Source organism: Streptosporangium sp. H16, from assembly GCF_051918855.1.
Taxonomy (GTDB): domain Bacteria; phylum Actinomycetota; class Actinomycetes; order Streptosporangiales; family Streptosporangiaceae; genus Streptosporangium.
The window spans coordinates 415,364-440,544 of the sequence record NZ_JBPXMD010000001.1 but is presented as its reverse complement, the minus strand read 5'-3'; the positions used below and the strand labels follow the sequence as shown (position 1 = coordinate 440,544).

Genomic DNA, 25,181 nt, shown 5'->3' with positions numbered 1-25,181 from the left:
CTTTCCGCAGGGGCGCTTCAGCTACGGCGACCAGCCCTCGAACCACCCCGCGCGCAGGCCAATCACGTGCGGGGCGCGTCGGGGTAGCGGGCCCATAGAGGGGTGCGCCACTGCTGGTGGTTGTCCGTGCGATCACAGGCCCGGAGGGTGAGTTCCGTTCCGGTCTCGTACAACTCGCCTTCCACCCGGAGGCAGCGGCCGGTCAGGCGATGCCTGATCTCCCAGTACTGCCACTCGCGCCTGGTGTCCCGCGCGCCCAAGTCCCAGATCGCGTCGGCCGGAGGGTCCCCTCTCGGGCAGATCGGCCGCCGGACGACCCCCGCCGCGTCGCCGCCCGCCTGGGGGACCACGCAGCCGGACCCGTTGCGGATCACGTACGCCCCCGGCCCCGGGGAGACCTCCTGGTAGGTGAACGCCTGGTTGGACTCGCCGTGGCAGTCCCAGCGCAGGAGCCGGCCGCCGGTGAAGGGAACGTCGACGCAGTCCCCGTTCTGGGCGCTGGCGATCGCGCTGCCCGTGCCGGGCGGCAGGCCCCTGGTGATCTGCCAGTACTGGCCGGCCCGGTCGGAACAGTTCCGCAGGACCAGTGCGGTCCCGGGATCGCGGACCGCCTGATCGATGTCGATACAGAGTTCGCCGCCGTAGGAGGCGATCCTGCCCTGGGAGGTGCCGTCGATCAGACGCCACAGTTGCCCGTCAGAGGCTTCGTCACACAGGGAGTTGGTGAGATGGGAGGACTGGCGAGGGACCCTGGCCTCCACGTCCAGGCAGAGCCTCGATTCGGCGTTGACGATCCGGTGGTGCAGGATCCCCTCGTGCCGGACAGGCTGAAGATCCCAGCTGCGTTCGAGTTTCGGCTCCTTGTAGGCCAGTGACTCGCCGATCCGGACCCGCTTCACCGACTCGCCGCCGTAGACCATGGGCTGTCCCACCGCGAACCGGGAGACGACCGTGACCCCCCGCGCCTCGAAGTCGGGCGCGGACAGCGACCGGGACACGGCGACCGCGCCCCACAGCGTGACCACCACCGCCCCGGCGACACAGAGCACGACGGCGCCCTGCCGCGACACCCCGAACGACACGGGCACCACCGCCTCCGGACCCGCCCCCACCTCACGGCCGGCCCGATCCCGCTCCTGCCACCAGGCCAGGACTCCGGCCAGGATCAGCGCGCAGAGGAAGAACCCGACCCGGAACTCGACGTCACCGGTCGTCCAGTTGACGAACAGATCGCCCAGAGTAATAACAAGCGCGCATTTCCCGATATCAAGAAAGCGTCGATCCCATACGAATCCTCTCTTCTTTCTGTAATCCGCTGGAGCAGGCATATATACTCGCACCTGACATCGTTAGACGAGAAATTCGGGCGTCCGAAAAATCGTCGGGGATGATATCCCCCGGCCAAGGCCGTCACCATTCCGGCACAGCACACGATACGCCGCCCCGCCTCGCCCCAAACTGCGGTTCCGCGACGCCGACCAGTCCGAACCCGGCCATCGCGTACCGCCAAGGCGCTCGACCACGCGGAAGCGGACCACGCCACACGGCGCCCCGGGACATGACGAGATCGCAGGCGACACATAAAGCCACTCGCGGAACGCGCTCGCCGAACGTCGCCCATGAACCCGCTGTAACGCCGGAAAATCATTTGGCGATCTACAGATCCAGTACGGTCGACAACACCGCCGCCAGGCCGGGTGGCGCCGATTCCCGCGTTCCCCCAAACAAAGGAGCACGCTGTGCCCGAAACCTCCCAGGAGATCTTCGAGCGGTACGTCTGGGCCGGAGCCATGACCCAGAACGCCGCGGCACTGGCCGAACTGTTCACCGTGGACGGCGTCATCGAGGCGCCGCTCGTCCCGGCCGGCCATCCCTATCCCAGGCGCCTTGAGGGGCGCGAGGAGATCCGCGAGGCGATGGCCGCGTACTACAAGCGGCCGGTGCGCACCGACCGCACGTTGAACGTGGCCGGGAGCCGGTACGCGCTGCACACCACCACCGACCCCGACGTGTTCGTCGCCGAGATCGACACCGCCTTCGACGGAAGCGCCGGGCCCACGACCATGTCGCTGGTGCAGATCTTCCGCCTTCGTGACGGGAAGATCGCTCTGCTACGCGACTACTTCGCACCCGAGGAAGTGGAGTGAGGGCATCCGCGACACTCGACGACGTCAGCGAACCGGATGCCCCGCCCCGCGCAGCGCGTCCTTGACGTCACCGATCTTGAGCTGCCCGAAGTGGAACACCGACGCCGCCAGCACCGCGTCCGCCCCCGCCTCGACCGCGGGAGGGAAGTCCTCGACGGAACCGGCCCCGCCGCTGGCGATGACCGGAACCGACACCGCGGCACGCACGGCCCGGATCATCTCCAGGTCGTAGCCGTCGCGGGTGCCGTCACCGTCCATGGAGTTGAGCAGGATCTCGCCGACCCCGAGCTCCTCGCCCCGGCGAGCCCACTCCACCGCGTCGATGCCGGTGCCCCGGCGGCCGCCGTGCGTGGTCACCTCGAAACCGGACGGCGTCGGCGGCCCGTCGACGACCCGGCGGGCGTCCACCGACAGCACGATGCACTGCGCCCCGTACCGCCGCGACGCCTCGGTCAGCAACTCGGGCCGGGCGATCGCCGCCGTGTTCAGGCCCACCTTGTCGGCACCTGCCCGCAGCAGCCTGTCGACGTCCTCGACCGAGCGCACCCCCCCGCCCACGGTCAGCGGGATGAACACCTGCTCGGCCGTCCGGCTGACCACGTCGTACATCGTCGACCGGTCGGAACTGGAGGCAGTGATGTCCAGGAACGTCAGCTCGTCGGCCCCCTCCGCGTCGTAGCGGCGGGCCAGCTCGACCGGGTCGCCCGCGTCACGGAGGTTCTCGAAGTTGACGCCCTTGACCACCCGCCCGGCGTCCACGTCCAGGCAGGGAATCACTCGTACCGCGACAGTCATCTGCGACTCCTCAGGAACTCACGGCGGCGAGGGCGTCTTCGAGGGTGAAGGCCTGCGCGTACAGGGCCTTGCCCACGATGGCCCCCTCGACGCCGATCGGGACCAGCGAGGCCAGGGCGCGCAGGTCGTCCAGGGACGAGACGCCGCCGCTGGCGACCACCGGCTTGTCGGTGCGGGAGCAGACCTCGCGCAGCAGGTCGAGGTTGGGGCCGCGCAGCGTACCGTCCTTGGTGACGTCGGTGACGACGTAACGGGGACAGCCGTCGCCCTCCAGGCGGGCGAGGACCTCCCACAGGTCGCCGCCCTCCTGGGTCCAGCCACGAGCGGCCAGGGTCGTCCCCCGCACGTCCAGCCCGATCGCGATCCGGTCACCGTACTCGGCGATGATCTTGGAGCACCAGGCGGGGTTCTCCAGCGCCGCGGTGCCGATGTTCACCCGGCGGCAGCCGGTGGCCAGCGCGATCTCCAGGGAGGCGTCGTCACGGATGCCGCCGGACATCTCCACGTTGACGTCGAGCGCGCCGACCACGGTGGCGAGCAGCTCGCGGTTGCTGCCCCGGCCGAAGGCCGCGTCGAGGTCGACCAGATGGATCCACTCGGCACCGGCCTCCTGCCAGGCGAGTGCCGCGGACAGGGGGTCGCCGTACGACGTCTCGGTGCCGGCCGCGCCCTGGACCAGGCGGACCGCCTGGCCGTCGGCGACGTCCACGGCGGGGAGCAGCTCAAGCGACATCGGTTCAAGACCTCCGGTCGAAGACAAGGGTGAGGAAAAGCGGTACGAACAGCAGAGAGATAACGAAAGCCCCGAACCGGGCCGCCCACGAGGACCACAGCAGCCAGACGATCACCTGGACGATCAGGAACAGCACCGCCGCGACACCGTTCTGCGTCCGGCGGCGGCGGGCCATGATGCCGCCCTGGGACACGATGCGGACGGGCCTGCCCGGCAGCAGCGCGACCACCCTGCCGACCCGCTCGCGCCGGCGCGCCAGCCGCGCCTCCCGCTCGGCGCGCAGAGCCGCCTGGCGCGCCTGCTCGGCCTCCCGCTCGGCCCTGCGCCTGGCCCGCTCCTTGCTCATCGGGAACCCACCGGGCGCACCGGAAACCCGGCCGGTACCCCAAACGGGAAACCGAACGAGACCCCGGCCGGACCTCCGGCCGGAAACCCACCCGCGGCCCGCGAGATCACGTGACGGTCCCGAGCCAGTTCGTGAGCAGCTGCGCTCCGGCGTCGCCCGACTTCTCCGGGTGGAACTGGGTGGCCGCCAGCGGGCCGTTCTCCACCGCCGCGACGAACGGCACACCGTGCTCGGACCAGGTGACCAGCGGATCAGCGAAACCCGGCCCCGCCTGGAGCTCCCAGGAGCGCACGCCGTAGGAGTGCACGAAGTAGAAGCGCGTGTCGGCGTCGAGCCCGGCGAACAGCACGGTCTCGGCGGGCGCCTTGACCGTGTTCCAGCCCATGTGGGGCAGGACCGGAGCCTCCAGGCGCTCCACCGTGCCCGGCCACTCCCCGCAGCCCTCGGTCGTGACGCCGTGCTCGACGCCCGTCTCGAAGAGGATCTGCATGCCGACGCAGATGCCGAGGACCGGCCGCCCGGCCGACAGGCGCCGCGCGATGATCCGCTCGCCGCGCACGGCGCGCAGTCCCGCCATGCACGCGGCGAACGCCCCCACGCCCGGCACGACGAGGCCGTCGGCCTCCATCGCCGCCTCGTAGTCGGCCGTCACCGTGACCTCCGCGCCGACCCGGGCCAGCGCGCGCTCCGCCGAACGGAGGTTGCCCGAGCCGTAGTCGAGAACGGTCACCTTCTTCTTCACCACCAGAGCACCGCCGCCGTGGTCGCCAGGGCCGCGAGGGCGGCGAGCAGCAGCGCGCCCTTCCTCAGACCCTGTTTGAGGAATGAGACGATCCCGCCGACGAGGAACAGGGCCACGAAGGCCATCGCGACGGCCGTCCAGTTGTCACTCACCGGCGCGTCCTCCTCCCCGCCCGGGAAACGGTCACAGCACGGGAAACGGTCACAGCACGCCCTTCGTGCTGGGCACCCCGGTGGCGCGCGGGTCGCGCTCCGAGGCCGCCCGCAGCGCCCTGGCCAACGCCTTGAACTGCGCCTCCACGATGTGGTGGGCGTTGCGGCCGTACGGGACGCGCACGTGCAGGCAGATGGCGGCCTGGGCGACGAACGACTCCAGGATGTGCCTGGTCATCGTCGTGTCGTACTCCGGGCCGATCATGGGAGCCATGCCCTCGGGCTCGCTGTGCACCAGGTAGGGGCGCCCCGACAGGTCGACCGTGACCTCCGCGAGCGACTCGTCCAGCGGGCAGGACGCGTTGCCGAACCTCCGCAGCCCCGACTTGTCGCCCAGAGCCTCGCGGAACGCCGCCCCCAGCGCGAGCGAGGTGTCCTCGATCGTGTGGTGGGCGTCGATGTGCAGGTCGCCCTCGGTCTTCACCGTCAGGTCGAACAGGCCGTGCTTGCCGAGCTGGTTCAGCATGTGGTCGAAGAACCCGACACCGGTGGACACCTCGACGTTCCCGGTGCCGTCGAGGTCGACCTCGACCAGCACCGAGGTCTCCTTGGTGACACGCTCGACGCGACCGCGACGCGGCGCGGTCGCGATACCGCCGCCGGTGATGCTGCTCACAGAATCTCCTCCAGGGCGGCGCGGAACGCCGCCATCTCCTCAGGGGTACCGATCGAAACTCTCAGCCACTCGGGCGGTCCCACCTCGCGGATCAGCACCCCGCGATCCAGCATGCCCCGCCACACCGCGTGCCGGTCCTCGAAGAGCCCGAACAGCACGAAGTTGGCGTCCGAGTCGGCGACCGTCAGCCCCCGGCCGCGCAGCCACTCCACCGTGGCGTCCCGCTCGGCCCGCAGCGCGTCGACCGCACCGAGCAACTCTGCGCCGTGGGCGAGCGCGACCCGCGCCGCCGTCTGGGTGAGCGTGGACAGGTGGTACGGCAGCCGGACCAGCAGCAGCGCCTCGATCACCGCCGGGTGGGCGGCCAGGTAGCCGAGCCGGGTCCCGGCCATGGCGAACGCCTTGGACATCGTCCGCGTGACGATCAGCCGGGGGTTGTCCGGCAGCAGGGTCAGCGCCGACGGGGTGCCGGTGCGGGCGAACTCGAAGTAGGCCTCGTCCACCACCACCATGCCCGGCGCGGCCTCGACGATCCTGGCGATCACCGCCGGGTCCAGGGCGGTGCCGGTCGGGTTGTTGGGCGACGTCAGGAAGACGACGTCGGGCCGGTGCTCCTCGATCGCGGCGACGGCCTTGTCCGGGTCGATCCCGAAGTCGTCCTCGCGCGCCCCGGAGATCCACTCGGTCGAGGCGCCGGTGGTGATGATCGGGTGCATCGAGTAGGAGGGCTCGAAGCCCATCGCGACGCGGCCGTGGCCGCCGAAGGCCTGCAGGATCTGCTGGAGCACCTCGTTGGAGCCGTTGGCCGCCCAGACCTGCTCCACGGCCAGGCCGTGCCCCAGGTACGCGGCCAGCTCCCCGCGCAGGGCGAGCGCGTCGCGGTCGGGGTAGCGGTTGAGCTCGCCCGCCCGGGCGCGTACGGCCTCGGCCAGGCCGGCGACCAGGGACGCGGAGGGCCCGTAGGGGTTCTCGTTGGTGTTGAGCCTGACCGGGACGTCGATCTGGGGGGCACCGTACGGCGTGCGCCCCCGAAGGTCGTCGCGGATCGGCAGGTCTTCGAGTCTCACGCCGGGATCCCCCCGTCGAATCGGGCATGGACATTCCCGGTGGGCACCGTCGGGAAGGTCCTCATGAGGGCACCTCCCAGTCGAAACGCGCGCGGATCGCGGCGCCGTGCGCCGGGAGGTCCTCGGTGTCGGCCAGCACGCACACGTGGGCGGCGGCACCGGCGAGGGCCTCGCGGCTGTAGTCGACGACGTGGATGCCGCGCAGGAACGTCTGCACCGACAGTCCCGAGGAGTGGCAGGCGCAGCCGCCGGTGGGCAGCACGTGGTTGGAGCCTGCCATGTAGTCGCCGAGCGAGACCGGCGCGTAGGAGCCGACGAAGATCGCTCCGGCGTTGCGCACCCGGGCGGCGAGCGCGTGCGCCCCGGCGGCGTGGATCTCCAGGTGCTCGGCGGCGTACGCGTCGACGACGCGCAGCCCGGCCTCCATGTCGTCGACCAGCAGGATGCCCGACTGGCGCCCCGACAGGGCCTCGGTGATCCGCTCGGCGTGCTTGGTCGCGGCGACCTGGCGGGGCAGCTCCCGCTCGACGGCCTCGGCCAGCTCCACCGAGTCGGTGACGAGCACGGCGGCGGCGATCGTGTCGTGCTCGGCCTGGCTGATCAGGTCGGCGGCGACGTGCACCGGGTCGGCCGTGGAGTCGGCGAGGATCGCGATCTCGGTGGGACCGGCCTCGGAGTCGATGCCGATGCGCCCCTTGAGCAGGCGCTTGGCGGCGGCGACCCAGATGCTGCCGGGGCCGGTGACCATGGTGACCGGCGGGCACTCCTCGGTGCCGTACGCGAACATCGCCACCGCCTGGGCGCCGCCGACCGCGTAGACCTCGTCCACGCCGAGCAGCGCGCACGCCGCCAGGATGGCCGGGTGCGGCAGCCCGCCGAACTCGCGCTGCGCGGGCGAGGAGACCGCCAGGGAGGGCACCCCCGCCTCCTGGGCGGGGACGACGTTCATGACCACGCTGGAGGGGTAGACCGCCCGGCCGCCGGGGACGTACAGCCCCACGCGGTCGACGGGCACCCAGCGCTCGGTGACGGTGCCGCCGGGCACGACCTGGGTGGTGACGTCGGCGCGCCGCTGGTCGCGGTGGACGAGGCGGGCACGGCGGATCGACTCCTCCAGCGCCGCCCTGACCTTTGGGTCGAGCCTCTCCAGAGCCCCGGCGATCGCCTCGGCGGGCACCCGGGTGGACTCCAGCTCGACCCCCTCGAACCTGGCGGTCAGCTCGCGCACGGCGGCGACCCCGCGATGATGCACGTCCTCGCAGATGGGCCGCACCTTCTCCAGGGCGGCTTCGACGTCGAGGTCGGCACGGGGCAGCACGTCGCGAAGGTCCTCGGGCAGAGGCCCTCGCAGGTCGGTACGCGAAATCACCCGTTCAGTCTACGGAGGTCCGCCACCCGATATCGTCCCGTCCATCATCCGGACGATGCCTTTACTATGTAGATTTTAACCAGCCGCTACGCTTCCCCGGTGAGCAAGAGCAAGAGCAAGGGCGGGCAGGGAACCCCCGCGACGGTGGCCCTGGCCCAGGCCAAGGTCGATTTCACCCTGCATCCCTACGAGCACGACGCGAACGCGCAGGCCTACGGCGAGGAGGCGGCCGACGCCCTCGGGGTGCCGTACGGGCAGATCTTCAAAACCCTGGTGGCCGAGGTGGAGAGCGGGCTGGCCGTCGCGGTGGTGCCGGTGGCCGGCAAGCTCGACCTCAAAGCCTTCGCGGCGGCGCTGGGGAGCAAGCGGGCGGCGATGGCCGACGCGGCCAAGGTCGAGCGGGTCACCGGCTACGTGGTCGGCGGCATCAGCCCTCTCGGACAGCGCAGGCGCCTGCCGACCGTGGTCGACGCCTCCGCGCTCGGCTTCGCGACGATCTACTTCTCCGCCGGGCGGCGCGGGCTGCAGATCGAGACCGCCCCCTCGGAGCTGGTCCGGCTCACCCAGGCCGTCACCGCCCCCATCGGAAAAACCGGCTGACCGTCTCACGAGCTTCACAGGACCCACCTCGCGGGCCCCGCAGGACCCACCTCACGAGTCCCGCGAGACCCGCCTCGCGAGGTCCCGCAAGACGGACCCGCTCCCCCCGCCAGGTCCTGTCGAAGGTTGCCGACGCGGCGCGCGGCGACCTTCGGTCAGACTCGGTACGACAGAACACACCTGACCAGGGACGTCCGGGGGGAAGATGCACTACTTGACCGCCACCGAGATGATCGAACTGCTGCGTACCAGGCAGGTCGGTGCGGTCGAGCTGCTCGACGCGCACCTGCGGCGGATCGAGGAGGTCAACCCGCAGGTCAACGCGATCGTCACCCTGGTGGCCAAGCGTGCCAGGCGGGAGGCCGAGGAGGCCGACCGGGACCTGGCCCGCGGCCGGTGGCGGGGGCCGCTGCACGGCCTGCCGGTCGCGCACAAGGACCTGGCCGACACCGCGGGGATCCGCACCACGTACGGCTCCCCGATCTTCGCCGACCACGTCCCCGACACCGACGCGCCGATCGTGCGGCGGATGCGCGAGGCCGGGGCGATCACGGTCGGCAAGACCAACACCCCGGAGTTCGGCACCGGCTCGCACACCGTGAACGAGATCTTCGGCGCCACCCGCAACCCCTACGACCTGTCGAGGTCGGCCGGGGGCAGCAGCGGCGGGGCCGCGGCGGCGCTGGCGACCGGCATGGTGGCGCTGGCCGACGGCTCCGACATGGGCGGCTCGCTGCGCAACCCGGCCTCCTTCTGCAACGTGGCGGGGCTGCGGCCCACCCCGGGGCGAGTCCCCTCCTCGTCGCCCGTCGCGGCCTGGTTCACCCTCGGCGTGCCGGGCCCCATGGCCCGTACCGCGGAGGATCTGGCGCTGCTGATGAGCGCGGTGGCGGGGTTCGACGCCGCCTCCCCCCTGTCGATCATCGGGAGCGGCTCCGCCTTCGCCGGGCCGCTGGACCTCGACCTGACCGGGCTGCGCGTGGCCTGGAGCCCTGACCTGGGCGGGCTGCCGGTCGACGCGGAGACGGCCAAGGTCACCGCGAACGCCCCGGCCGCGCTCGCGGAGCTGGGCGCGCGGGTGGAGCGGGTGGATCTGGACCTGTCCGCCGCCGAGGACGCCTTCCGGATCTACCGTGCGTGGTACTACGCGCTGTCCTACGGTGACCTGCCGCCGGAGAGCCTGGGGGCGAACGTGCGCTGGAACGTCGAGCGGGGCCGCGAGGTGACCGGCGCCGACCTGGCCCGCGCGGAGCGGCTGCGCAGCGGGCTCTACCAGCGGATGAACTCCTTCTTCGACACCTACGACTTCCTGATCGCGCCGGTCAGCCAGGTGCCGCCGTTCCCGGTGGACGCCCCGTACGTCTCGGAGATCAACGGGGAGGCACTGCCCGACTATCTGGCGTGGATGCGCTCGGCCTACTGGGTCAGCGTGCTGCACGCCCCGGCGGCGTCGGTGCCGTGCGGGTTCACCCCCGGCGGGCTGCCGGTGGGCGTGCAGATCATCGGGCGCCCCTTCGCCGACATGGCGGTGCTGCGGCTGGCCCACGCGTTCGAGCGCGCCACCGGCCACGGCTCGCGCAGGCCGCCCCTCTGAGACCCTGGCCCCCGGCCCTCGGACCCCGGCGCGGCGCCTACCGGTCGCCGATCCGGCCGCTGATGTCGTACGACGACAGCGGCCCGTAGGGGTCGTTCCCGCCGAACGGACGGCGCAGCGGGGAGTCGCGGTAACCCGCGATGCCCTCCAGGGCGAAGAAGAGACCGGCGGCCAGCGTCGGCCACGCGAACAGCACCCCCCTGGCGGTCAGCACCAGCGGTCCCGCGATCAGCGGCCTGGACGTCCCCGAGGCGGCGACGCTCACGGCCCCGAGGTTGACCGCCTCCCCGACCACCAGCGCCAGGTACGCGCCGCACAGGCCGCCCGCGGCCAGGCCCACCACCACCGGCAGCGGCCGGCCCCCGCGCGACACGCTGTAACCGACGGCTCCGCAGACGAGCCCGAGCGCGCCGGTGATCACGGCGAACCAGCCGTCGGCGGCGATCAGCGCCTGCGTGGAGGGGTCCGCCAGCAGCGGTCCCTGGCTCGTCGCGACGTACGGGGGGCGCGGCGCCGCCAGCGACCACAGGATCCCGGCGACGACCCCGGTCAGCGCGAGCACCAGCACGGTGATCACAAAGTCACGCACGCCGCGCACCATGATTCCCTCACCCTCTGTGCAGATGTGCCCGATGTTACATAGCCCTCGGCCCGGCGCCATCCGAGGCTTCGACCGAATCCCGTTACTCTGGCGGGGTGAATGAAGAGGTATGGCTGATCGAACCCTCCGGGCCGCTGCGCGGTGATGTCGAGGTCCGCGGCTCCAAGAACGGCGTCTCCAAGCACATGGTCGCCGCGATGCTGGGCACCGGTGAGAGCACGATCCAGAACGCCCCGGACGTGGGCGAGGTGGGGATCACCGCTCAGATGCTGCGGGCGCTCGGCATCGACGTGGAGATCAGCGCCGGGGAGATCTCCGTCGCCCCTGGCAAGCAGATCAACCCGCACGTCCCCGCGGCGTTCACCGGTCTCAACAGGATCCCGATCCTGATGCTCGGCCCGCTGCTGCACCTGGCGGGCGAGGCGTTCGTGCCGCTGGTGGGCGGCGACCCGATCGGCCGCCGGCCCGTCGACTTCCACGTCGAGGCGCTGCGCGCTATGGGCGCCGAGGTCGAGGTGAGCGACACGGGGGTGTACGCCAAGGCCAAGCGGCTGCGCGGCACCCGGATCGAGCTGCCCTACCCCAGCGTCGGAGCCACCGAGACGATCCTGATGTCGGCGGTGCTGGCCGAGGGCAAGACCGTGCTGAAGGGCGCGGCGATGGAGCCCGAGGTAGTGGAGCTCGCCCTGTTCCTGCAGCGCATGGGCGCCCGCATCGAGCTGAGCCCCGACCGGCGCATCGTGATCGAGGGCGTGGAGCGCCTGCACGGCGCCTCCACCTGGCTCAACGGCGACCGCATCGAGGCGTTCTCCTACCTGGCAGCCGGTCTGATCACCGGCGGGCAGGTGCGGGTGCACGGCTGCCCGCAGGACCGGCTGGTGACCGCGATCACCACCCTGGCCAGGATGGGCGCCGAGGTCGACATCACCGACGACTACCTGTCGGCGTCCGCGCCGCACGGGCTGCGGGCCGCGGCGGTGCAGACCGACACGCACCCGGGGTTCATGACCGACTGGCAGACCCCCCTGATGGTGCTGTTCACGCAGGCCCAGGGCATGTCGGTGCTGCACGAGACGGTGTTCGAGAACCGCCTGGTCTACGTGCCCGCGCTGCAGAAGATGGGCTGCGAGATCGAGGTGTTCGACGTCTGCCTCGGCGGCCCCGCCTGCCGCTACCACGACACCAACGCCAAGCACTCGGCGGTCGTGCGTGGCGTGTCCAGGCTGAGCGGCGCCGACGTGACGCTGCCCGACATCCGGGCCGGGTTCTCGGCCGTGCTGGCCGCCGCCGCGGCCGAGGGCACCTCCACGCTGCGCGGGGTGCACCACATCGAGCGGGGCTACCACCGGCCGTTCGAGCAGTTCGCCTCGCTCGGGCTGAAGATCAGTCGAGAAAAGGTGCAGGACGGGTAAGGATTGGCAATCGGGTGTTTGTGGGTGATCACCCGGTCGCACGTTACTATGCGTGACATCGCGCCCAGAGGTGAGACGTGGTCCCGGCGCGTGCCTGTGTCGGCTGGTGGCCTGCGGGGTGTTCGGCGGGCTGCTGGCCGCCCTGGCCGCGCTGCCACTGGTCGGCACGGCCGGGCTCACCGTCAACAACGTCGCGAGGACCCTCACCGACCTGCCCCCGAGCCCCCGGGAGAACCCGCTCCCCCAGCGCACCGTGCTGCTGGACAGGAACGGCAAGCGGTTCGCCCAGTTCTACACGGAGAACCGGACGGTGGTGACGCTCGCCCAGGTCGCCCCCGTCATGCGTGACGCGATCGTGGCGATCGAGGACTCGCGTTTCTACGAGCACGCGGGCCTGGACATCAAGGGCACCCTGCGTGCCCTGGTCACCAACACCAAGGCGGGCGAGGTGCGGCAGGGCGGGTCCTCGCTCACCCAGCAGCTCGTGAAGAACATCCTGGTCGAGAACTCCGAGAGCGACACCGAGCGCGCCCAGGCCCGCGCGCCCAGCATCCAGCGCAAGATCAACGAGCTGCGGTACGCGCTGGCGATGGAGCGCAAGTACAGCAAGGCCGAGATCCTGGAGCGCTACCTCAACATCGCCTACTTCGGCGCGGGCGCCTTCGGGGTGGAGGCCGCCGCCCAGCGGTTCTTCTCGGTCCCGGCCGCCCGGCTGACCCTGCCCCAGGCGGCGACGCTGGCCGGCGCGGTGCGCACGCCGTACGCCACCGACCCGTCGCTGGACGCCAGGCGCAAGGAGCGGCTGCGCGAGCGCAGGGACATCGTCCTGGACCGGATGGCCCAGCTGTCGTACGTCACCCCGGCGCGGGCCGAGGCCGCCAAGAGGCGCCCGCTGGCCATCCGCCTCAAGCCCGAACCCGGCGGCTGCGAGGGGAGCGTCTACCCCTACTTCTGCCTCTACGTGCACCGGGAGCTGCTGACCAACACGGCCTTCGGCCACACCCGCGCGGAGCGGGAGCGCCGCCTGGCCAGGGGCGGCATCGTGCTGCGCACCACCCTGGCGCCGAAGGCGCAGCGGGCCGCGCAACGCGCCATCGCCGCGCGGGTCGGCAGGAAGGACACCGAGGTCGCGGCCGAGGCCATGATCCAGCCGGGCACCGGGCGGATCCGGGCCATGGCGGCGAGCAAGAGGTACGGCAGCAACAGCGGCGGCGGCAACACCGGCAACACCGGCAACAACACCGCCGGCACCAAAGGCGGCCCCGACACCACCTACAACCTGGTCGCCGACATGGCGCACGGCGGTGGCCAGGGCTTCCAGGCGGGCTCGACGTTCAAGGTGTTCACCCTGGCGACCGCGCTGGCCCAGGGCTGGCGGTTCGACCAGGGCTTCATGACGCCCGGCAGTTTCGTGCCCGACAGCGGTTTCACCGACTGCCGGGGCCGCAAGGTCAACGACCCCCGCGCGGAGATCTTCAACGCGAGCGGCGAGGGCAAGGGCGGCCCGCAGAGCCTGTCCACCGGCACCTGGAAGTCGGTGAACATCTTCTACATGATGCTGGAGCAGCGGGTGGGCCTGTGCCCGGTCGTCACGACCGCCAGGGCGATGGGCATCGCCCGCGCCGACGGCACCCCGCTGCGGGAGGTGCCGACCTTCACCCTCGGCGTGAACGAGATGGACCCGGTGACCGTGGCGGCCGCGTTCGCCGCGTTCGGGGCGCGGGGCCGCTACTGCCGCCCGATGGCCATCGTCGAGATCGTCGAGCGGGACGGCAGGCGCTTCAAGATCCCGCCCAGCTGCTCGCGGGCGATCGAGCGCGACGTGGCCGACGCGGTCAACCACCTCCTGGCCGGGGTGTTCACCAAGGGCACCATGACCGGCCAGAGCATCGGCCGCCCGGCCGCGGGCAAGACGGGCACCAACAACGGCTACACGTCGGCCTGGTTCGCCGGCTACACCCCTGACCTGGCCGCGGCGGTCAGCGTGGGCGACATCCGGGGCTCCTACCGCTACCCGCTGACCGACGTCGAGATCGGCGACGAGTACTTCGGCGCGGTCCAGGGGGCCTCCCTGCCGGGACCGATCTGGGTCTCGTCGATGTCGGCGGCTCTCGACGGTACGCGCGAGACCCGCTTCCACCACCCCGACATGGGCCGGTTCGGCGGCGGGTTCACCCCCGGCATGGAGGAGGCCCTGGCCAGGGAACGCGAGGAGGACGGCGAGGGCCGCGAGGGCGACAGGCGTCGCGGCGCCCGAGGGGACCGCGAGGACCGCGACGCCCGAGGGGACCGCGGCGCCCGAGGGGACCGCGGACGCCGCTTCCGCGAGGAGCGCACGTACCGGGAGGAGCGCCGGTATCGGGAGGAGCGCCGGTATCGCGACAACGGCGCGCACCGCCGGTACCGCGCCCCCCGCCGGGGGTTCCGGTAGCAATGCGGAGATTTCCCACGGACATCTCTGACCTGCGGTGATGGAGATCGTCAGTCGCGAGTCGCCGCCGCGGACGGGCCGCACAGCGCCCTGATGCCCCGGCTCCGCCACCTCGAACCGTCCGGCACGCCCTAACGGACGAGCGGGATGCGGAGCACGAAGCAGGCGCCGCCCTCGGTCACGTCCTCGACGTGCAGGCTGCCCCGGTGGGCCTGGGCGATGTCGCGGGCGATGGCCAGGCCCAGGCCGGTGCCTCCGCGGCCGCGGCTGCGGGCGGTGTCCAGGCGGACGAATCGCTGGAACACGCGCTCGCGGTCGGCGGGAGCGATTCCCTTCCCGTCGTCGGCCACCGCCAGCTCCGCGTGGCCGCCCGCGCGGCGCAGGTCGACCCGCAGTCTGCGGATGGCGTGACGCCGGGCGTTGTCCAGCAGGTTGGCGAGCAAACGGGCGAGCTGCCAGGGCGCGGCTTCCACGGTCACCGCCGGCTCGACGTTGAGCCGTACGTCATGACCGTCGGTCCACCGGGCCGCCGCCGTCTCGACCAGGGCGGTCAGATCCACTTCTTCCCGCGTTCTGTCGAGGTCGGACTCGATCGTGGACAGCAGGAGCAGGTCGTCGACGATGCTCTCCAACCGGTCAAGGTCATTCGTCACGTGGTTCAGCAGGTCGGGCAGGCAGGTGTCGTCCGGGTGCAGCTGCGCCGCCTCGACTTGCACGCGCAGCGCGGCGAGCGGCGTACGCAGCTCGTGTGAGGCGTCGGCGGCGAACTGACGTTGCCTGGCCAGTACGTGCTCCGTGTGCGTTCTGGCCTCCCTGACCTGCTCGTCCAGCTTCCGCAGCTTCGTGGAGCGTGCGCACAGCCGCGCCTCCGTCGGCTCCATCGGCTCCATCGGCTCTACCGCCTTCTCGCCCGAGCCCGGCCCGAGCCCGGGCGAACCCGCACGCGGGGGTTGTCGGCCGAGTTCGGTCACCTCCTGCGTGCGGTGGACGAACAGCACCACCGCTCCGCCCGGGCCGAGGACGGAAGAGTCGATCATGTTCCCGTACCGGTTCCGGGGCGCGCCACCGGAGGGCACCGCGGTGTGCTTCCGCGGTGTCACCGCCTCGGCGGCCGCACGAACCTGGTCCAGCGACGCTTCGAGGTGCTGCAGCGCGCACCGGTAACCGGGATCGGTGCGGTCCTGGGGAAACGGGTCGGACACATGCCGGCCCAGCACGTCCTCCCGCCGGCGTCCGCAGAGGTCAAGATAGGTCTGGTTGACGGCCACGATGATCATATCCGGTGTCATGACCAGGCAGGGGCCGGAAACGGCCGTGAACAGGGCGGCGACGTTGATGTCGTGTGCCATCAGAGTCCTCTTCCGACGCTCGGCGAGCTCATGGATCCAGCGGTGTGCCCACCGGGGCAACCGAACCTGCCAGGGGCAGTCGCAGCACGAAGCACGCGCCGCCGGTCTCGGCCTCCCGGACATGCAGGCTGCCGATGTGGGCCTGGGCGATGTCGCGGGCGATGGCCAGACCCAGCCCGGTGCCGGTGTGGTCGAGCCGGCGCGCGGCCTGCAGGCGGGTGAAGCGCTGGAAGATGCGTTCTCGTTCGGATTCCGCGACTCCTTCGCCGTCGTCGGTGACCGTCAGCTCGGCGCTGTCGCCGTCGCGGCTCACCCGGACCTCGATCATTTGGCGGGCGTGCCGCTGGGCGTTGTCCAGCAGGTTGGTGAGCACCCGGCTGATCCGGATCGGGATGGCCACAACGGTCACCCCGGTTTCCAGCCGGTGCCGGACCGCGATGCAGTCGGTCCTGCGGCCGATCTCGTCATGGACGAGTTCGGCGAGATCGACCTGCTGCGGCTCGTTGGGCGGGCCGGCATCCATCTCGGCGAGGATGCGCATGTCGGTGATGATCGCGTTCAGCCGCTCGACGTTCCTCAGCGCGTTGGCGAGCAGGTCGCAGAGGTCGGTCTCGCCGGGATGCAGGCGGGCCTCCTCCAATTCCGTGCGCAGACCCGCGATCGTCGTGCGTAGCTCGTGCGAGGCGTCGGACGCGAAACGCTGCTTTTTCTGCAGTTCGCGCTGAAGCTCGCGCACCATGTCCGAGGGGATCCGGATCGTCTGCGCAATCTGGCCTTCACCAGCCTGGCGGGGAGCCCCGCGGTCGAAACGGGGTCCTGAGTGTGCTGTCAAGACACAGACTTCCTTTCATGCGATTTCGTGGGGGATATGCGACTTGGCGGGGGATATCGGCCGATGGCCGTCGCGGGGCAGACGCGGCACACCGTTGACGGCGATGTCCGGTGGGGCGGCCACCGCCCGGGGCCCTGCACCGCGAGCCTCGTCACGGCATGGACCCGATCACGCCGGTCCCGCGGACCACAGACGTTCGTGGCGAACCTCTGTCCCCCGGACACGCGTCGCCGTCCGTCATGAGTCATGACAGTGCAGGTCATCGTCCTGTGACAGGTACGCGAACAATCGTGGTGGCGGGTGGCACCGTCAGACGGTGATCGGCCCCGGCCGGTCCCTGAGGCTCGCCGTCCGCACCGTGCCCCCGGGCGGTGAGAGCCACGGCACACCGCGCCCGCCGTCCGTCATCGGTGAGCAACGCCTTCCGCAGGGGCTGGACCGGCCACACACCGGCGCGGACGGCGTGGGCGACGTGGACGGCGCGGACGGCGTGGGCACTGGAAACTTTCCGCGGGATCTGTCACAGGCCGGAAGGCCGTCCTGTCCTAGCTGGAGACCGAGGGCGAGCAAGCGCCCCGGCGGACAGGAAGGTTCACCATGAGGATCGTGGTAATCGGCGGGACCGGTCTCATCGGGTCGAAGCTCGTGACGAAGCTGAGGGAGCACGGTCACGAGGCGGTGGCGGCGGCGCCGAACACCGGAGTCAACGCCCTCACCGGCGAAGGGCTGGCCGAGGTGCTCAAGGGCGCGCAGGTGGTGATCGACGTGTCGAACTCCCCCTCCTTCGAGGAAACCGCCGTGATGGAGTTCTTCACCACCTCCACCCGCAACCTGCTCGCCGCGGAGGCGGAGGCCGGTGTCGGCCACCACGTCGCGCTGTCGGTGGTGGGTACGGAGCGGCCGCCGGGGAACGCCTACTTCCGAGCGAAGATCGCTCAGGAGAAGCTGATCGCGGAGTCGTCGATCCCGTTCTCGCTCGTGCACGCGACCCAGTTCTTCGAGTTCGTCCGGCGCATCGCCGACGAGGCCACGGACGGCGACCGGGTGCGGATGGCGCCCGTGCTCTTCCAGCCCATGGCGGGCGATGACGTCGCCCAGGCGGTCGGCCGGGTCGCGGTGGGATCGCCGCTGAACGGCATGGTGGAAGTCGGTGGACCCGAGCGGTTCCGGATGGACGAGTTCTTCCGGGAGGCCCTGGCCACCTGGGGCGACCCGCGCGAGGTAATCACCGACCCGCGGGCGCCCTACTTCGGCAGCGTGCCGGGCGAGCGCACGCTGGTGCCCGATGACGGCGCCTCCCTGGGGCGGATCCGCTACCGCGACTGGCTAGACCGGCACGCCACCGGAAAGTAGACCGAAGAAAGGCGGCTCCATGCCCACGTTGAGATCAACCGCCTGACAGGCGGCGCTCACCGTGCCGCAGGGGGCGGAACCGCGCCGTCCGGCGCCCGCACGGCCACCGGCCGCCCGCCCTCCGGGTGAGGACGCGGACCCGCAGGCTCTCAGGCCCCGAGGCAGGCGGGGCCGAGGAGCTGCTTCAGGTCGCCCATCAGGGCCGGGGACGGCGACACCCGCAGGCGGTCGTCGAGGCGCACGATCGTGGTCTTCGGACCGTTGTGGACCTGCAGGTGCACCTCGGTGGTGCCGGGGTGCGCGGTCAGCACCTCCTTGAGGCGGCCGACCACCGGCGGGGTGCAGCGGGCCAGGGCGAGGCTGACGGCCAGCGGGCCTCCGGCCTCGCGGGTCAGGTCGGGGGCCGTCACCTCCATCGCGATGATCTTCCCGACGTCCTCGCGCTTGTCCAGGCGCCCCTTGACGAACACGATCGCGTCCTCGGCGAGCACCGTCGCGCAGAGCTGGTACGCGGACGGGAAGATCATTACCTCGATCGCGCCCTCCAGGTCCTCCAGCTGGGTCAGGACCCAGGTGTCGCCCTTCTTGGTGACCTTGCGCTGCAGGCCGCTCAGGATGCCGCCGACGGTGACGACCTGGCCGTCGGTACGGTGCTCGTCCTGCAGCGAGGCGATCGAGCAGTCGGCGCCGGAGGCGAGGATGTGCTCCACGCCGAAGAGCGGGTGGTCGGAGACGTACAGGCCGAGCATCTCCCGCTCGAACTGCAACAGGGTGTTCTTGTCCCACTCGCCCAGCGGGATCTGCACGTCGAAGGTCTCGTCCTCGGCGCCCTCGACGGCGCCGAACAGGGAGTCCTGTCCCTGGGCCTCGTTCTTCTTGATCCCGATGATGCTGTCGACGGCCTGCTCGTGGATCATCACCAGGCCCTTGCGCACGTGCCCGAAGGAGTCGAAGGCACCGGCCTTGACCAGCGACTCGATGACCCGCTTGTTGCAGACCACCATGGGAACCTTGCGCAGGAAGTCCTTGAAGTCGGCGAAACGGGTCTTCTCCTTGCGCGCGGCGATGATCCCGTCGACCACGTTGCCGCCGACGTTGCGGATCGCCGACAGGCCGAAGCGGACATCGGTGCCGCGCGGGGTGAAGTCGAAGTCGGAGTCGTTGACGTCCGGCGGGAGCACCTTGATGCCCATGCGGCGGCACTCGTTGAGGTAGAGGGCCGACTTGTCCTTGTCGTCCTTGACCGAGGTCAGCAGGGCGGCCATGTACTCGGCCGGGTAGTTGGCCTTGAGATAGCCGGTCCAGTAGCAGACCAGGCCGTAGGCGGCGGTGTGCGCCTTGTTGAAGGCGTAGTCGGAGAAGGGCAGCAGGATGTCCCACAGGGCCTTGATCGCGGCGGCCGAGTAGCCGTTGTCCTTCATGCCCTGCTCGAAGAATTCGTACTGCTTGTCCAGCTCCGACTTCTTCTTCTTGCCCATCGCGCGGCGCAGCAGGTCGGCCTTGCCGAGCGAGAACCCGGCGACCTTCTGCGCGATGGCCATGACCTGCTCCTGGTAGACGATCAGGCCGTAGGTCGTGTCGAGGATCTCCTTGAGCGGTTCCTCCAGCTCAGGGTGGATCGGGGTGATCTCCTGCTGGCCGTTCTTGCGCATCGCGTAGTTGGTGTGGGAGTTGGCGCCCATCGGACCCGGCCGGTACAGCGCGAGCGCCGCCGAGATGTCCTCGAAGTTGTCGGGACGCATCAGCCGCAGCAGCGAGCGCATGCCGCCGCCGTCGACCTGGAACACGCCGAGCGTGTCACCCCTGGCCAGCAGCTCGTAGGTCTTGACGTCGTCCAGGGGCAGGTCGAGCAGCTCGATCTTGGTGCCGGTGTTGACCTCGATGGCCTTCAGGCAGTCGTCGATGATCGTGAGGTTGCGCAGGCCCAGGAAGTCCATCTTGAGCAGGCCGAGCGTCTCGCAGGTCGGATAGTCGAACTGCGTGATGATCACACCGTCGGAGTCGCGGCGCATGATCGGGATGTAGTCGGTCAGCACCTCCGAGGACATGATCACGCCGGCGGCGTGCACGCCGGTCTGCCGGATCAGGCCCTCCAGGCCCCTGCCGAGGTCGATGGCCGACTTGACGTCGACGTCCTCCTCGTACAGCCTGCGCAGCTCGCCCGCCTCGTTGTAGCGCGGGTGGTCCTTGTCGAAGATGCCCGACAGCGGGATGTCCTTGCCCATCACCGCGGGCGGGAACGCCTTGGAGACCTTGTCGCCCAGCGCGTACGGGTGCCCGAGGACGCGGGCCGCGTCCTTGATGGCCGCCTTCGCCTTGATGGTGCCGAAGGTGGCGATCATGGCGACCTTGTCGGCGCCGTACTTCTCGGTCACGTAGCGGATCACGTCGCCGCGCCGGCGCTCGTCGAAGTCGATGTCGACGTCGGGCATGGAGACGCGGTCGGGGTTGAGGAACCGCTCGAAGATCAGGCCGTGCGGCAGCGGGTCGAGGTCGGTGATGCCCAGCGCGTACGCGGCCAGCGAGCCCGCCGCCGAACCACGGCCAGGTCCGACCCGGATGCCGTTGTTCTTGGCCCACATGATGAAGTCGGCGACCACGAGGAAGTAGGAGGGGAACCCCATCTGCAGGATGACGTTCATCTCGAACTCGATCTGGGCGCGGTGCTCCTCGTCGACGCCCTCGGGGAAGCGCCGCTCCATGCCCCGCCAGATCTCCTTGCGGAACCAGCTCTCCTCGGTCTCCCCCTCGGGGATCGGGAAGGTCGGCATCAGGTTCTTGAAGCCGAACATGCCGGTCGGGTCGACCTTCTCGGCGACCAGCAGCGTGTTGCGGCAGCCCTCGGCCCACAGGTCGGAGGAGTCGACGGCGCGCATCTCGTCGGCGTTCTTGATGTAGTAACCGCTGCCGTCGAAGCGGAAGCGGTCGGGGTCTGACAGCTGCTTGCCGGTCTGGATGCACAGGAGCGCGTCGTGCGAGGTCGCGTCCGACTCGTAGGTGTAGTGGGAGTCGTTGGTGACCAGCGGCGGGATGTCCAGCTCGCGCGAGATGCGGGTCAGGCCGTCGCGGACCCGGCGCTCGATGTCGAGCCCGTGATCCATGATCTCCAGGTAGTAGTTGTCCTTGCCGAACAGGTCCTGGAACCTGGCCGCCGCCGCGACCGCCTCGTCGTACTGGCCCAGGCGCAGGCGGGTCTGCACCTCGCCCGACGGGCAGCCGGTGGTGGCCATCAGGCCCTCGGAGTGCTCGGCGAGGATCTCGGCGTCCATCCGGGCCCACTTGCGGACGAAGCCCTCGGTGTAGGCGCGCGAGGAGAGCTTCATCAGGTTGCCCAGGCCCGTGGCGTTCTTCGCCCAGATGGTCATGTGGGTGTAGTAGCCACCCGCCGAGACGTCGTCGCGCTTCTGGTGCGGCTCGCCCCACAGCACCGGCTTCTTCTGGTGCCGGGAGGCGGGGGCGACGTAGGCCTCGATGCCGATGATCGGCTTGATCCCGGCACCGGTCGCCTGCTTGTAGAAGTCGTAGGCGCCGTGCATGTTGCCGTGGTCGGTGATCGCGATGGCCGGCATGCCCAGGTCACCGACCTGCTTGAACATCTGCTTCAAACGGGCGGCTCCATCCAGCATGGAGTATTCCGTGTGAACGTGCAGATGCACAAACGAGTCTGACATGCGGCCCCGTCCTCCCCTAGTCGCACCGTCGGCGGGGAAAGCGTATCCAAATCTGAGTTTCGAAAGTGACTCATGCGCTCCGGGTCGCCTCTCCCCCGGCGGCGCCCCGGACACTCCCGGCGCGAGGCCTACCCTTGACTCATAGTACGGGTAACGATATATGTCGCCCATGGCGCTACGCGAGCAGAGCTACCTGATCCTGCTGGCCCTGTCCGAGGGCCCGCTGCACGGATACGGCGTGATCAAGACGGTGCGCGAGCTGTCGGAGGACCGCGTGCGGCTCGGCGCGGGCACCCTCTACGGCGCCCTGGAGCGACTGTCGGGCGAGGGCCTGATCGGCGTCGTCAAGGAGGAGGTCGTCGACGGCCGCCACCGGCGCTACTACGGCCTCAGGGGCGAGGGCCGCACGGTCCTGGCCGAGGAGACCGCCCGGCTGACCCGCCTCGCCGCCACGGCCCGGCGCCGGCTCGACCTCCTGCCGGGCGCCCTGTGACCCAGATGACCCGATGACCCCGATGATCCCGGTGACCCGTTCCGGCTCAGACCGGTCGATGGTTCGACACTGTCACGATCGGCCCCCCGGAGCGGGCCCGTTGAACGTAAAGTGGCAGGTCATGCGGCCGATTCTCGATCATCTTCCCGACATCCGCCACGTACTGGACATCAGATCTCAGGATGTGGACTTTTCTCCGGCGGGTGAGTCGATCACTTTACCGGGCTATGAGAGTATTCGGGGGTTCAGAAGGAGGTAAGCCGGTTGATGGCCGAAGCACAGCCCGAGGGGCGCCGTGTCGCCTCCCGCTACCAGCTGCTCGAAGCCATCGGCCGGGGTGGCATGGGCATCGTGTGGCGGGCCCATGACGAGCTCCTCGACCGTGAGGTCGCGATCAAGGAGGTCCGTTACGCCGACATGCTCGGCGAGGACAACCAGGAGGACTTCAACCGGCGCACCAAGCGCGAGGCGCGTGCCGCGGGGCGCCTGACGCACCCGAACGTGGTGGTCGTCCACGACGTCGTCGAGGAGGACGGGCGTCCCTGGATCGTCATGCAGCTGGTGGAGTCGCGCTCCCTCGGCAAGGTGCTGCGCCAGGACGGGCCGCTGCCGCCGCAGCGGGTCGCGGAGATCGGCCTCAAGCTGCTGGAGGCGCTGCGCGCCGCCCACGCCCAGGGAGTGCTGCACCGCGACGTCAAGCCGGAGAACGTGCTGCTGGCCGACGACGGCCGGGTGGTGCTGACCGACTTCGGCATCGCGACCCTCGAGGCCGAGACCGCGCTGACCATGACCGGCATCGCGGGCACCCCCGCGTTCATCCCGCCGGAACGCATCAAGGGCGGCAGCGCGCAGCGCGAGTCCGACCTGTGGTCGCTCGGCGCGACCCTGTACGCCGCCGTCGAGGGCAAGCCCCCGCACGACCGGGGCGGGGCGCTGCCGACCATGCACGCCATCCTGAACGACGAGCCCGAGCCCCCGCTCCACGCCGGGCCGCTGGCCCCGGTCCTCGAAGGGCTGCTCCGCAAGGACCCGGCGCTGCGCATGCCCTACAAGGAGGCCGAGCGGCTGCTGCGCAGGGTCGCCGAGGGCGAGGGCAACCGGGACCGGCCCGCCAGGACCGCCGTCATGCCGGCCGTGGACCCGGCGGACGAGACCGACCCCGGGATCGGCCTCCAGCCCGGCGCCGTCCCCGAGACGGGCGCGAAGCTGGACGCCGCACGCCCGGGTGCGAAGAAGGACGCCTCTCCCCCGCCCGCGCGCCGCGAGGAGCAGGAGCAGCGGAAGGCCGCCGCGAAGGCGCCCGCCGCGGACGCACGGCGGCAGCCCGCCCCCGCGGCGGCCGGTTCCGTGGCGGCCGGTTCCGGGGAGAAGGCCGCGCCGGCACCGGCGAAGGACGCACCCGCCGCGAAGGGCGGCCAGGCTTCCGAAGCCGCAGCCGAAGCCGGCTCCCCCGTCCCGGATGCCGGGGCGGGCTCACCGGGCTCCGAGGCGGGAGCGGGCCCGAAGGCGAGCCGTCCCGCCGGCAAGGGCGCGCCCGTGCCCCCTGCGGCCCCCGCCGAGGCCGCACCGCCGATTCTGTCCAGGTTCGCCCCCAAGCCGAGGCCCGCCACCACTTCGAAGCCCGAGCCCACCCCGGAACCCGAGCCCGGCCCCAGGCCCGGGGCGGCGGCCGCGTCCCCGGCGTCCCCGGCGTCCCCGGCGCCTCCGGTTCTGCCCAGGTTCGCCCCCAAGCCGAGGCCCGCCACCGACCCGAAGTCCGAACCCGCCGCCGGCGTCGCGCCGGCCCGCGAGGCGAAGCCGGGCACGGCGTCCTCCGCGTCCCCCGGCGCGGCGGCTCCCGGCTCCACGTCCGGGAAGAAGCCCGCACCCCGGGCGAGCCGCGAGGACGCCCCGCCGGCCGGGGAGCCGGGAGCCGCGCGCCAGAAGCCCGCCGCGCGCCCCAACCCCTTCCCGCCCGTCGGGCGCGAGCCCGCGCCGAGGCCGGAGCCCGCCGCGGCGCCCGTCTCCGCCTCCAGGGCCGAGCCCGCTCCGTGGGAGGAGCCCTCGCCCGTCTACGCCGGGAACCACGACACGCTCGCCTCGCGAGAGTCGGGCGGCTCCCCGGTGAGGCGGGGGCTGCTGGTGCTGCTGCCCGCGCTGCTCGTCGTCGGCGGGATCGCCGGCTGGCTCGGCCTGCGCAGCGGCGACGGCGACGAGACCCCGCAGGCCAGGCCGGGCGATCCGAGCGCGTCCAGCGCGTCGGACGCCCCGAGCGGCACCGCCGAGACGACCCCGGAGGGCTCGCCGGATCCGGAGACGTCGCCGCCGTCCTCCTCGGCGTCCCCGTCGGAGTCTCCCTCGTCCAGCCCGAGCCCCACCAAGACGGAGGAGAAGTCCCCCCTCCCCTCCGGCTGGAAGATGCACAAGGACAGCAACGGCTTCTCGATCGGCCTGCCCAAGGGGTGGGCCGTGGAGAAACGGCCCGGCAAGCAGGTGTGGTTCCGCGGTCCCGACCGGACGAGCTTCGTCTTCGTCGAGTACGTCGACAAGGCGGGCCCCGACCCGAAGAAGGACTGGGAGAACCAGGAGAGGGTCGTCCGGGGCAACTTCTCCGGCTACCAGCGGGTCCGGATCGCGAACGTCAAGTACATGGAGAAGGCCGCCGACTGGGAGTTCACCTGGAACACCAGCTCGGGCAAGGCCCGCGTGATCAACCGGGGGTTCGTCACCAAGGGCGGCCGGGGGTATGCGATTTACTGGCATACCCTGGCCAAGAACGCGAAGAAGAACATGCACCTTTTCGAGGGGTTCACCGCGACCTTCTCCTCGAAAAAGTGAG

General features: G+C 70.9%; 21 protein-coding genes. 8 read left to right on the top strand and 13 right to left on the bottom strand.

All coding sequences use genetic code 11. The features are described from left to right. Positions 1-62: 62 nt before the first annotated feature. Positions 63-1,328 carry a ricin-type beta-trefoil lectin domain protein gene (locus ACTOQ2_RS01945; RefSeq protein ID WP_440097865.1) on the bottom strand — a complete coding sequence of 422 codons (1,266 nt, stop codon included), beginning with the start codon at positions 1,326-1,328 and terminating at the stop codon, positions 63-65. Between the two features lie 411 nt (positions 1,329-1,739). On the opposite strand from ACTOQ2_RS01945, the gene ACTOQ2_RS01940 reads away from it, so the two are divergent. Then, positions 1,740-2,147 (top strand): nuclear transport factor 2 family protein, encoded by a 408-nt coding sequence (locus tag ACTOQ2_RS01940; RefSeq protein WP_440065019.1) that lies wholly within the window; start codon positions 1,740-1,742, stop codon positions 2,145-2,147. A 24-nt stretch (positions 2,148-2,171) separates the two neighbouring features. Here the strand turns inward: ACTOQ2_RS01940 and hisF are convergent, their stop codons facing one another. The 8 genes from hisF to hisD form a co-directional block, all read right to left on the bottom strand. Further along, entirely contained in the window at positions 2,172-2,942 is a 771-nt protein-coding gene (hisF, locus tag ACTOQ2_RS01935; RefSeq protein WP_362676280.1) for an imidazole glycerol phosphate synthase subunit HisF, read from the bottom strand. Between the two features lie 10 nt (positions 2,943-2,952). Next, complete coding sequence (gene priA / locus ACTOQ2_RS01930) at positions 2,953-3,675, bottom strand: bifunctional 1-(5-phosphoribosyl)-5-((5-phosphoribosylamino)methylideneamino)imidazole-4-carboxamide isomerase/phosphoribosylanthranilate isomerase PriA (protein WP_362676282.1); 723 nt, start codon at positions 3,673-3,675, stop codon at positions 2,953-2,955. Between the two features lie 4 nt (positions 3,676-3,679). Next, complete coding sequence (locus tag ACTOQ2_RS01925) at positions 3,680-4,021, bottom strand: hypothetical protein (RefSeq protein ID WP_440065021.1); 342 nt, start codon at positions 4,019-4,021, stop codon at positions 3,680-3,682. A gap of 106 nt (positions 4,022-4,127) precedes the next feature. Then, entirely contained in the window at positions 4,128-4,763 is a 636-nt protein-coding gene (gene hisH / locus ACTOQ2_RS01920; RefSeq protein WP_440098076.1) for an imidazole glycerol phosphate synthase subunit HisH, read from the bottom strand. Continuing rightward, entirely contained in the window at positions 4,760-4,915 is a 156-nt protein-coding gene (locus ACTOQ2_RS01915) for a hypothetical protein (protein ID WP_440065022.1), read from the bottom strand. Before ACTOQ2_RS01915 ends, hisH begins: the two co-directional genes overlap by 4 nt. Before the next feature lie 49 nt (positions 4,916-4,964). Beyond that, positions 4,965-5,582 carry an imidazoleglycerol-phosphate dehydratase HisB gene (gene hisB, locus ACTOQ2_RS01910; RefSeq protein ID WP_440065460.1) on the bottom strand — a complete coding sequence of 206 codons (618 nt, stop codon included), beginning with the start codon at positions 5,580-5,582 and terminating at the stop codon, positions 4,965-4,967. 5 nt (positions 5,583-5,587) lie between these two features. Further along, positions 5,588-6,658, bottom strand: a complete 1,071-nt coding sequence (locus ACTOQ2_RS01905) for a histidinol-phosphate transaminase (protein WP_440065023.1) — start codon at positions 6,656-6,658, stop codon at positions 5,588-5,590. Between the two features lie 61 nt (positions 6,659-6,719). Then, positions 6,720-8,027, bottom strand: coding sequence for a histidinol dehydrogenase (gene hisD / locus ACTOQ2_RS01900; protein ID WP_440097864.1), 1,308 nt, complete (start codon positions 8,025-8,027; stop codon positions 6,720-6,722). A gap of 99 nt (positions 8,028-8,126) precedes the next feature. Between hisD and ybaK the strand changes: the two genes are divergently transcribed. Both ybaK and ACTOQ2_RS01890 read left to right on the top strand, forming a co-directional pair. Continuing rightward, positions 8,127-8,627 (top strand): Cys-tRNA(Pro) deacylase, encoded by a 501-nt coding sequence (gene ybaK / locus ACTOQ2_RS01895; RefSeq protein ID WP_440065026.1) that lies wholly within the window; start codon positions 8,127-8,129, stop codon positions 8,625-8,627. 205 nt (positions 8,628-8,832) lie between these two features. Continuing rightward, positions 8,833-10,221, top strand: a complete 1,389-nt coding sequence (locus ACTOQ2_RS01890; RefSeq protein WP_440097863.1) for an amidase — start codon at positions 8,833-8,835, stop codon at positions 10,219-10,221. Positions 10,222-10,258: 37 nt separating this feature from the next. Here the strand turns inward: ACTOQ2_RS01890 and ACTOQ2_RS01885 are convergent, their stop codons facing one another. Next, on the bottom strand, positions 10,259-10,810 hold the full coding sequence (locus ACTOQ2_RS01885) for a hypothetical protein (RefSeq protein ID WP_440065028.1): 552 nt from the start codon (positions 10,808-10,810) through the stop codon (positions 10,259-10,261). A gap of 107 nt (positions 10,811-10,917) precedes the next feature. On the opposite strand from ACTOQ2_RS01885, the gene murA reads away from it, so the two are divergent. Together murA and ACTOQ2_RS01875 are read left to right on the top strand one after the other, a co-directional pair. Further along, positions 10,918-12,234: a UDP-N-acetylglucosamine 1-carboxyvinyltransferase gene (gene murA / locus ACTOQ2_RS01880; protein ID WP_329093170.1), complete on the top strand. Its 1,317-nt coding sequence runs from the start codon at positions 10,918-10,920 to the stop codon at positions 12,232-12,234. A gap of 52 nt (positions 12,235-12,286) precedes the next feature. After that, entirely contained in the window at positions 12,287-14,665 is a 2,379-nt protein-coding gene (locus ACTOQ2_RS01875; protein ID WP_440097862.1) for a transglycosylase domain-containing protein, read from the top strand. Positions 14,666-14,796: 131 nt separating this feature from the next. Here ACTOQ2_RS01875 and ACTOQ2_RS01870 read toward each other — a convergent pair whose 3' ends face one another. After that, entirely contained in the window at positions 14,797-16,014 is a 1,218-nt protein-coding gene (locus ACTOQ2_RS01870; protein ID WP_440097861.1) for an ATP-binding protein, read from the bottom strand. Positions 16,015-16,042: 28 nt separating this feature from the next. Beyond that, positions 16,043-16,753, bottom strand: coding sequence for a sensor histidine kinase (locus ACTOQ2_RS01865; protein ID WP_440097860.1), 711 nt, complete (start codon positions 16,751-16,753; stop codon positions 16,043-16,045). Positions 16,754-17,443: 690 nt separating this feature from the next. On the opposite strand from ACTOQ2_RS01865, the gene ACTOQ2_RS01860 reads away from it, so the two are divergent. Beyond that, positions 17,444-18,199, top strand: a complete 756-nt coding sequence (locus ACTOQ2_RS01860) for an SDR family oxidoreductase (RefSeq protein WP_440097859.1) — start codon at positions 17,444-17,446, stop codon at positions 18,197-18,199. Between the two features lie 149 nt (positions 18,200-18,348). Here ACTOQ2_RS01860 and dnaE read toward each other — a convergent pair whose 3' ends face one another. Continuing rightward, positions 18,349-21,870: a DNA polymerase III subunit alpha gene (gene dnaE, locus ACTOQ2_RS01855; RefSeq protein ID WP_440097858.1), complete on the bottom strand. Its 3,522-nt coding sequence runs from the start codon at positions 21,868-21,870 to the stop codon at positions 18,349-18,351. Positions 21,871-22,039: 169 nt separating this feature from the next. On the opposite strand from dnaE, the gene ACTOQ2_RS01850 reads away from it, so the two are divergent. Together ACTOQ2_RS01850 and ACTOQ2_RS01845 are read left to right on the top strand one after the other, a co-directional pair. Continuing rightward, the gene (locus tag ACTOQ2_RS01850) at positions 22,040-22,363 is read left to right on the top strand and encodes a PadR family transcriptional regulator (protein ID WP_440097857.1); all 324 of its coding nucleotides are present in this window, start codon (positions 22,040-22,042) and stop codon (positions 22,361-22,363) included. Positions 22,364-22,630: 267 nt separating this feature from the next. Beyond that, the gene (locus ACTOQ2_RS01845; protein WP_440097856.1) at positions 22,631-25,180 is read left to right on the top strand and encodes a protein kinase domain-containing protein; all 2,550 of its coding nucleotides are present in this window, start codon (positions 22,631-22,633) and stop codon (positions 25,178-25,180) included. The last annotated feature ends 1 nt before the right edge of the window (position 25,181 follow it).

What these genes read in the sequence shown, in the direction of transcription:
- ACTOQ2_RS01945 (WP_440097865.1), bottom strand. Translation starts at nt 1,328, where the DNA reads ATGCCTGCTCCAGCGGATTACAGAAAGAAGAGAGGATTCGTATGGGAT.
- hisF (WP_362676280.1), bottom strand. Translation starts at nt 2,942, where the DNA reads ATGACTGTCGCGGTACGAGTGATTCCCTGCCTGGACGTGGACGCCGGG.
- priA (WP_362676282.1), bottom strand. Translation starts at nt 3,675, where the DNA reads ATGTCGCTTGAGCTGCTCCCCGCCGTGGACGTCGCCGACGGCCAGGCG.
- ACTOQ2_RS01925 (WP_440065021.1), bottom strand. Translation starts at nt 4,021, where the DNA reads ATGAGCAAGGAGCGGGCCAGGCGCAGGGCCGAGCGGGAGGCCGAGCAG.
- ACTOQ2_RS01890 (WP_440097863.1), top strand. Translation starts at nt 8,833, where the DNA reads ATGCACTACTTGACCGCCACCGAGATGATCGAACTGCTGCGTACCAGG.
- ACTOQ2_RS01870 (WP_440097861.1), bottom strand. Translation starts at nt 16,014, where the DNA reads ATGGCACACGACATCAACGTCGCCGCCCTGTTCACGGCCGTTTCCGGC.
- ACTOQ2_RS01865 (WP_440097860.1), bottom strand. Translation starts at nt 16,753, where the DNA reads ATGGTGCGCGAGCTTCAGCGCGAACTGCAGAAAAAGCAGCGTTTCGCG.
- ACTOQ2_RS01860 (WP_440097859.1), top strand. Translation starts at nt 17,444, where the DNA reads ATGAGGATCGTGGTAATCGGCGGGACCGGTCTCATCGGGTCGAAGCTC.
- dnaE (WP_440097858.1), bottom strand. Translation starts at nt 21,870, where the DNA reads ATGTCAGACTCGTTTGTGCATCTGCACGTTCACACGGAATACTCCATG.
- ACTOQ2_RS01850 (WP_440097857.1), top strand. Translation starts at nt 22,040, where the DNA reads ATGGCGCTACGCGAGCAGAGCTACCTGATCCTGCTGGCCCTGTCCGAG.
- ACTOQ2_RS01845 (WP_440097856.1), top strand. Translation starts at nt 22,631, where the DNA reads ATGGCCGAAGCACAGCCCGAGGGGCGCCGTGTCGCCTCCCGCTACCAG.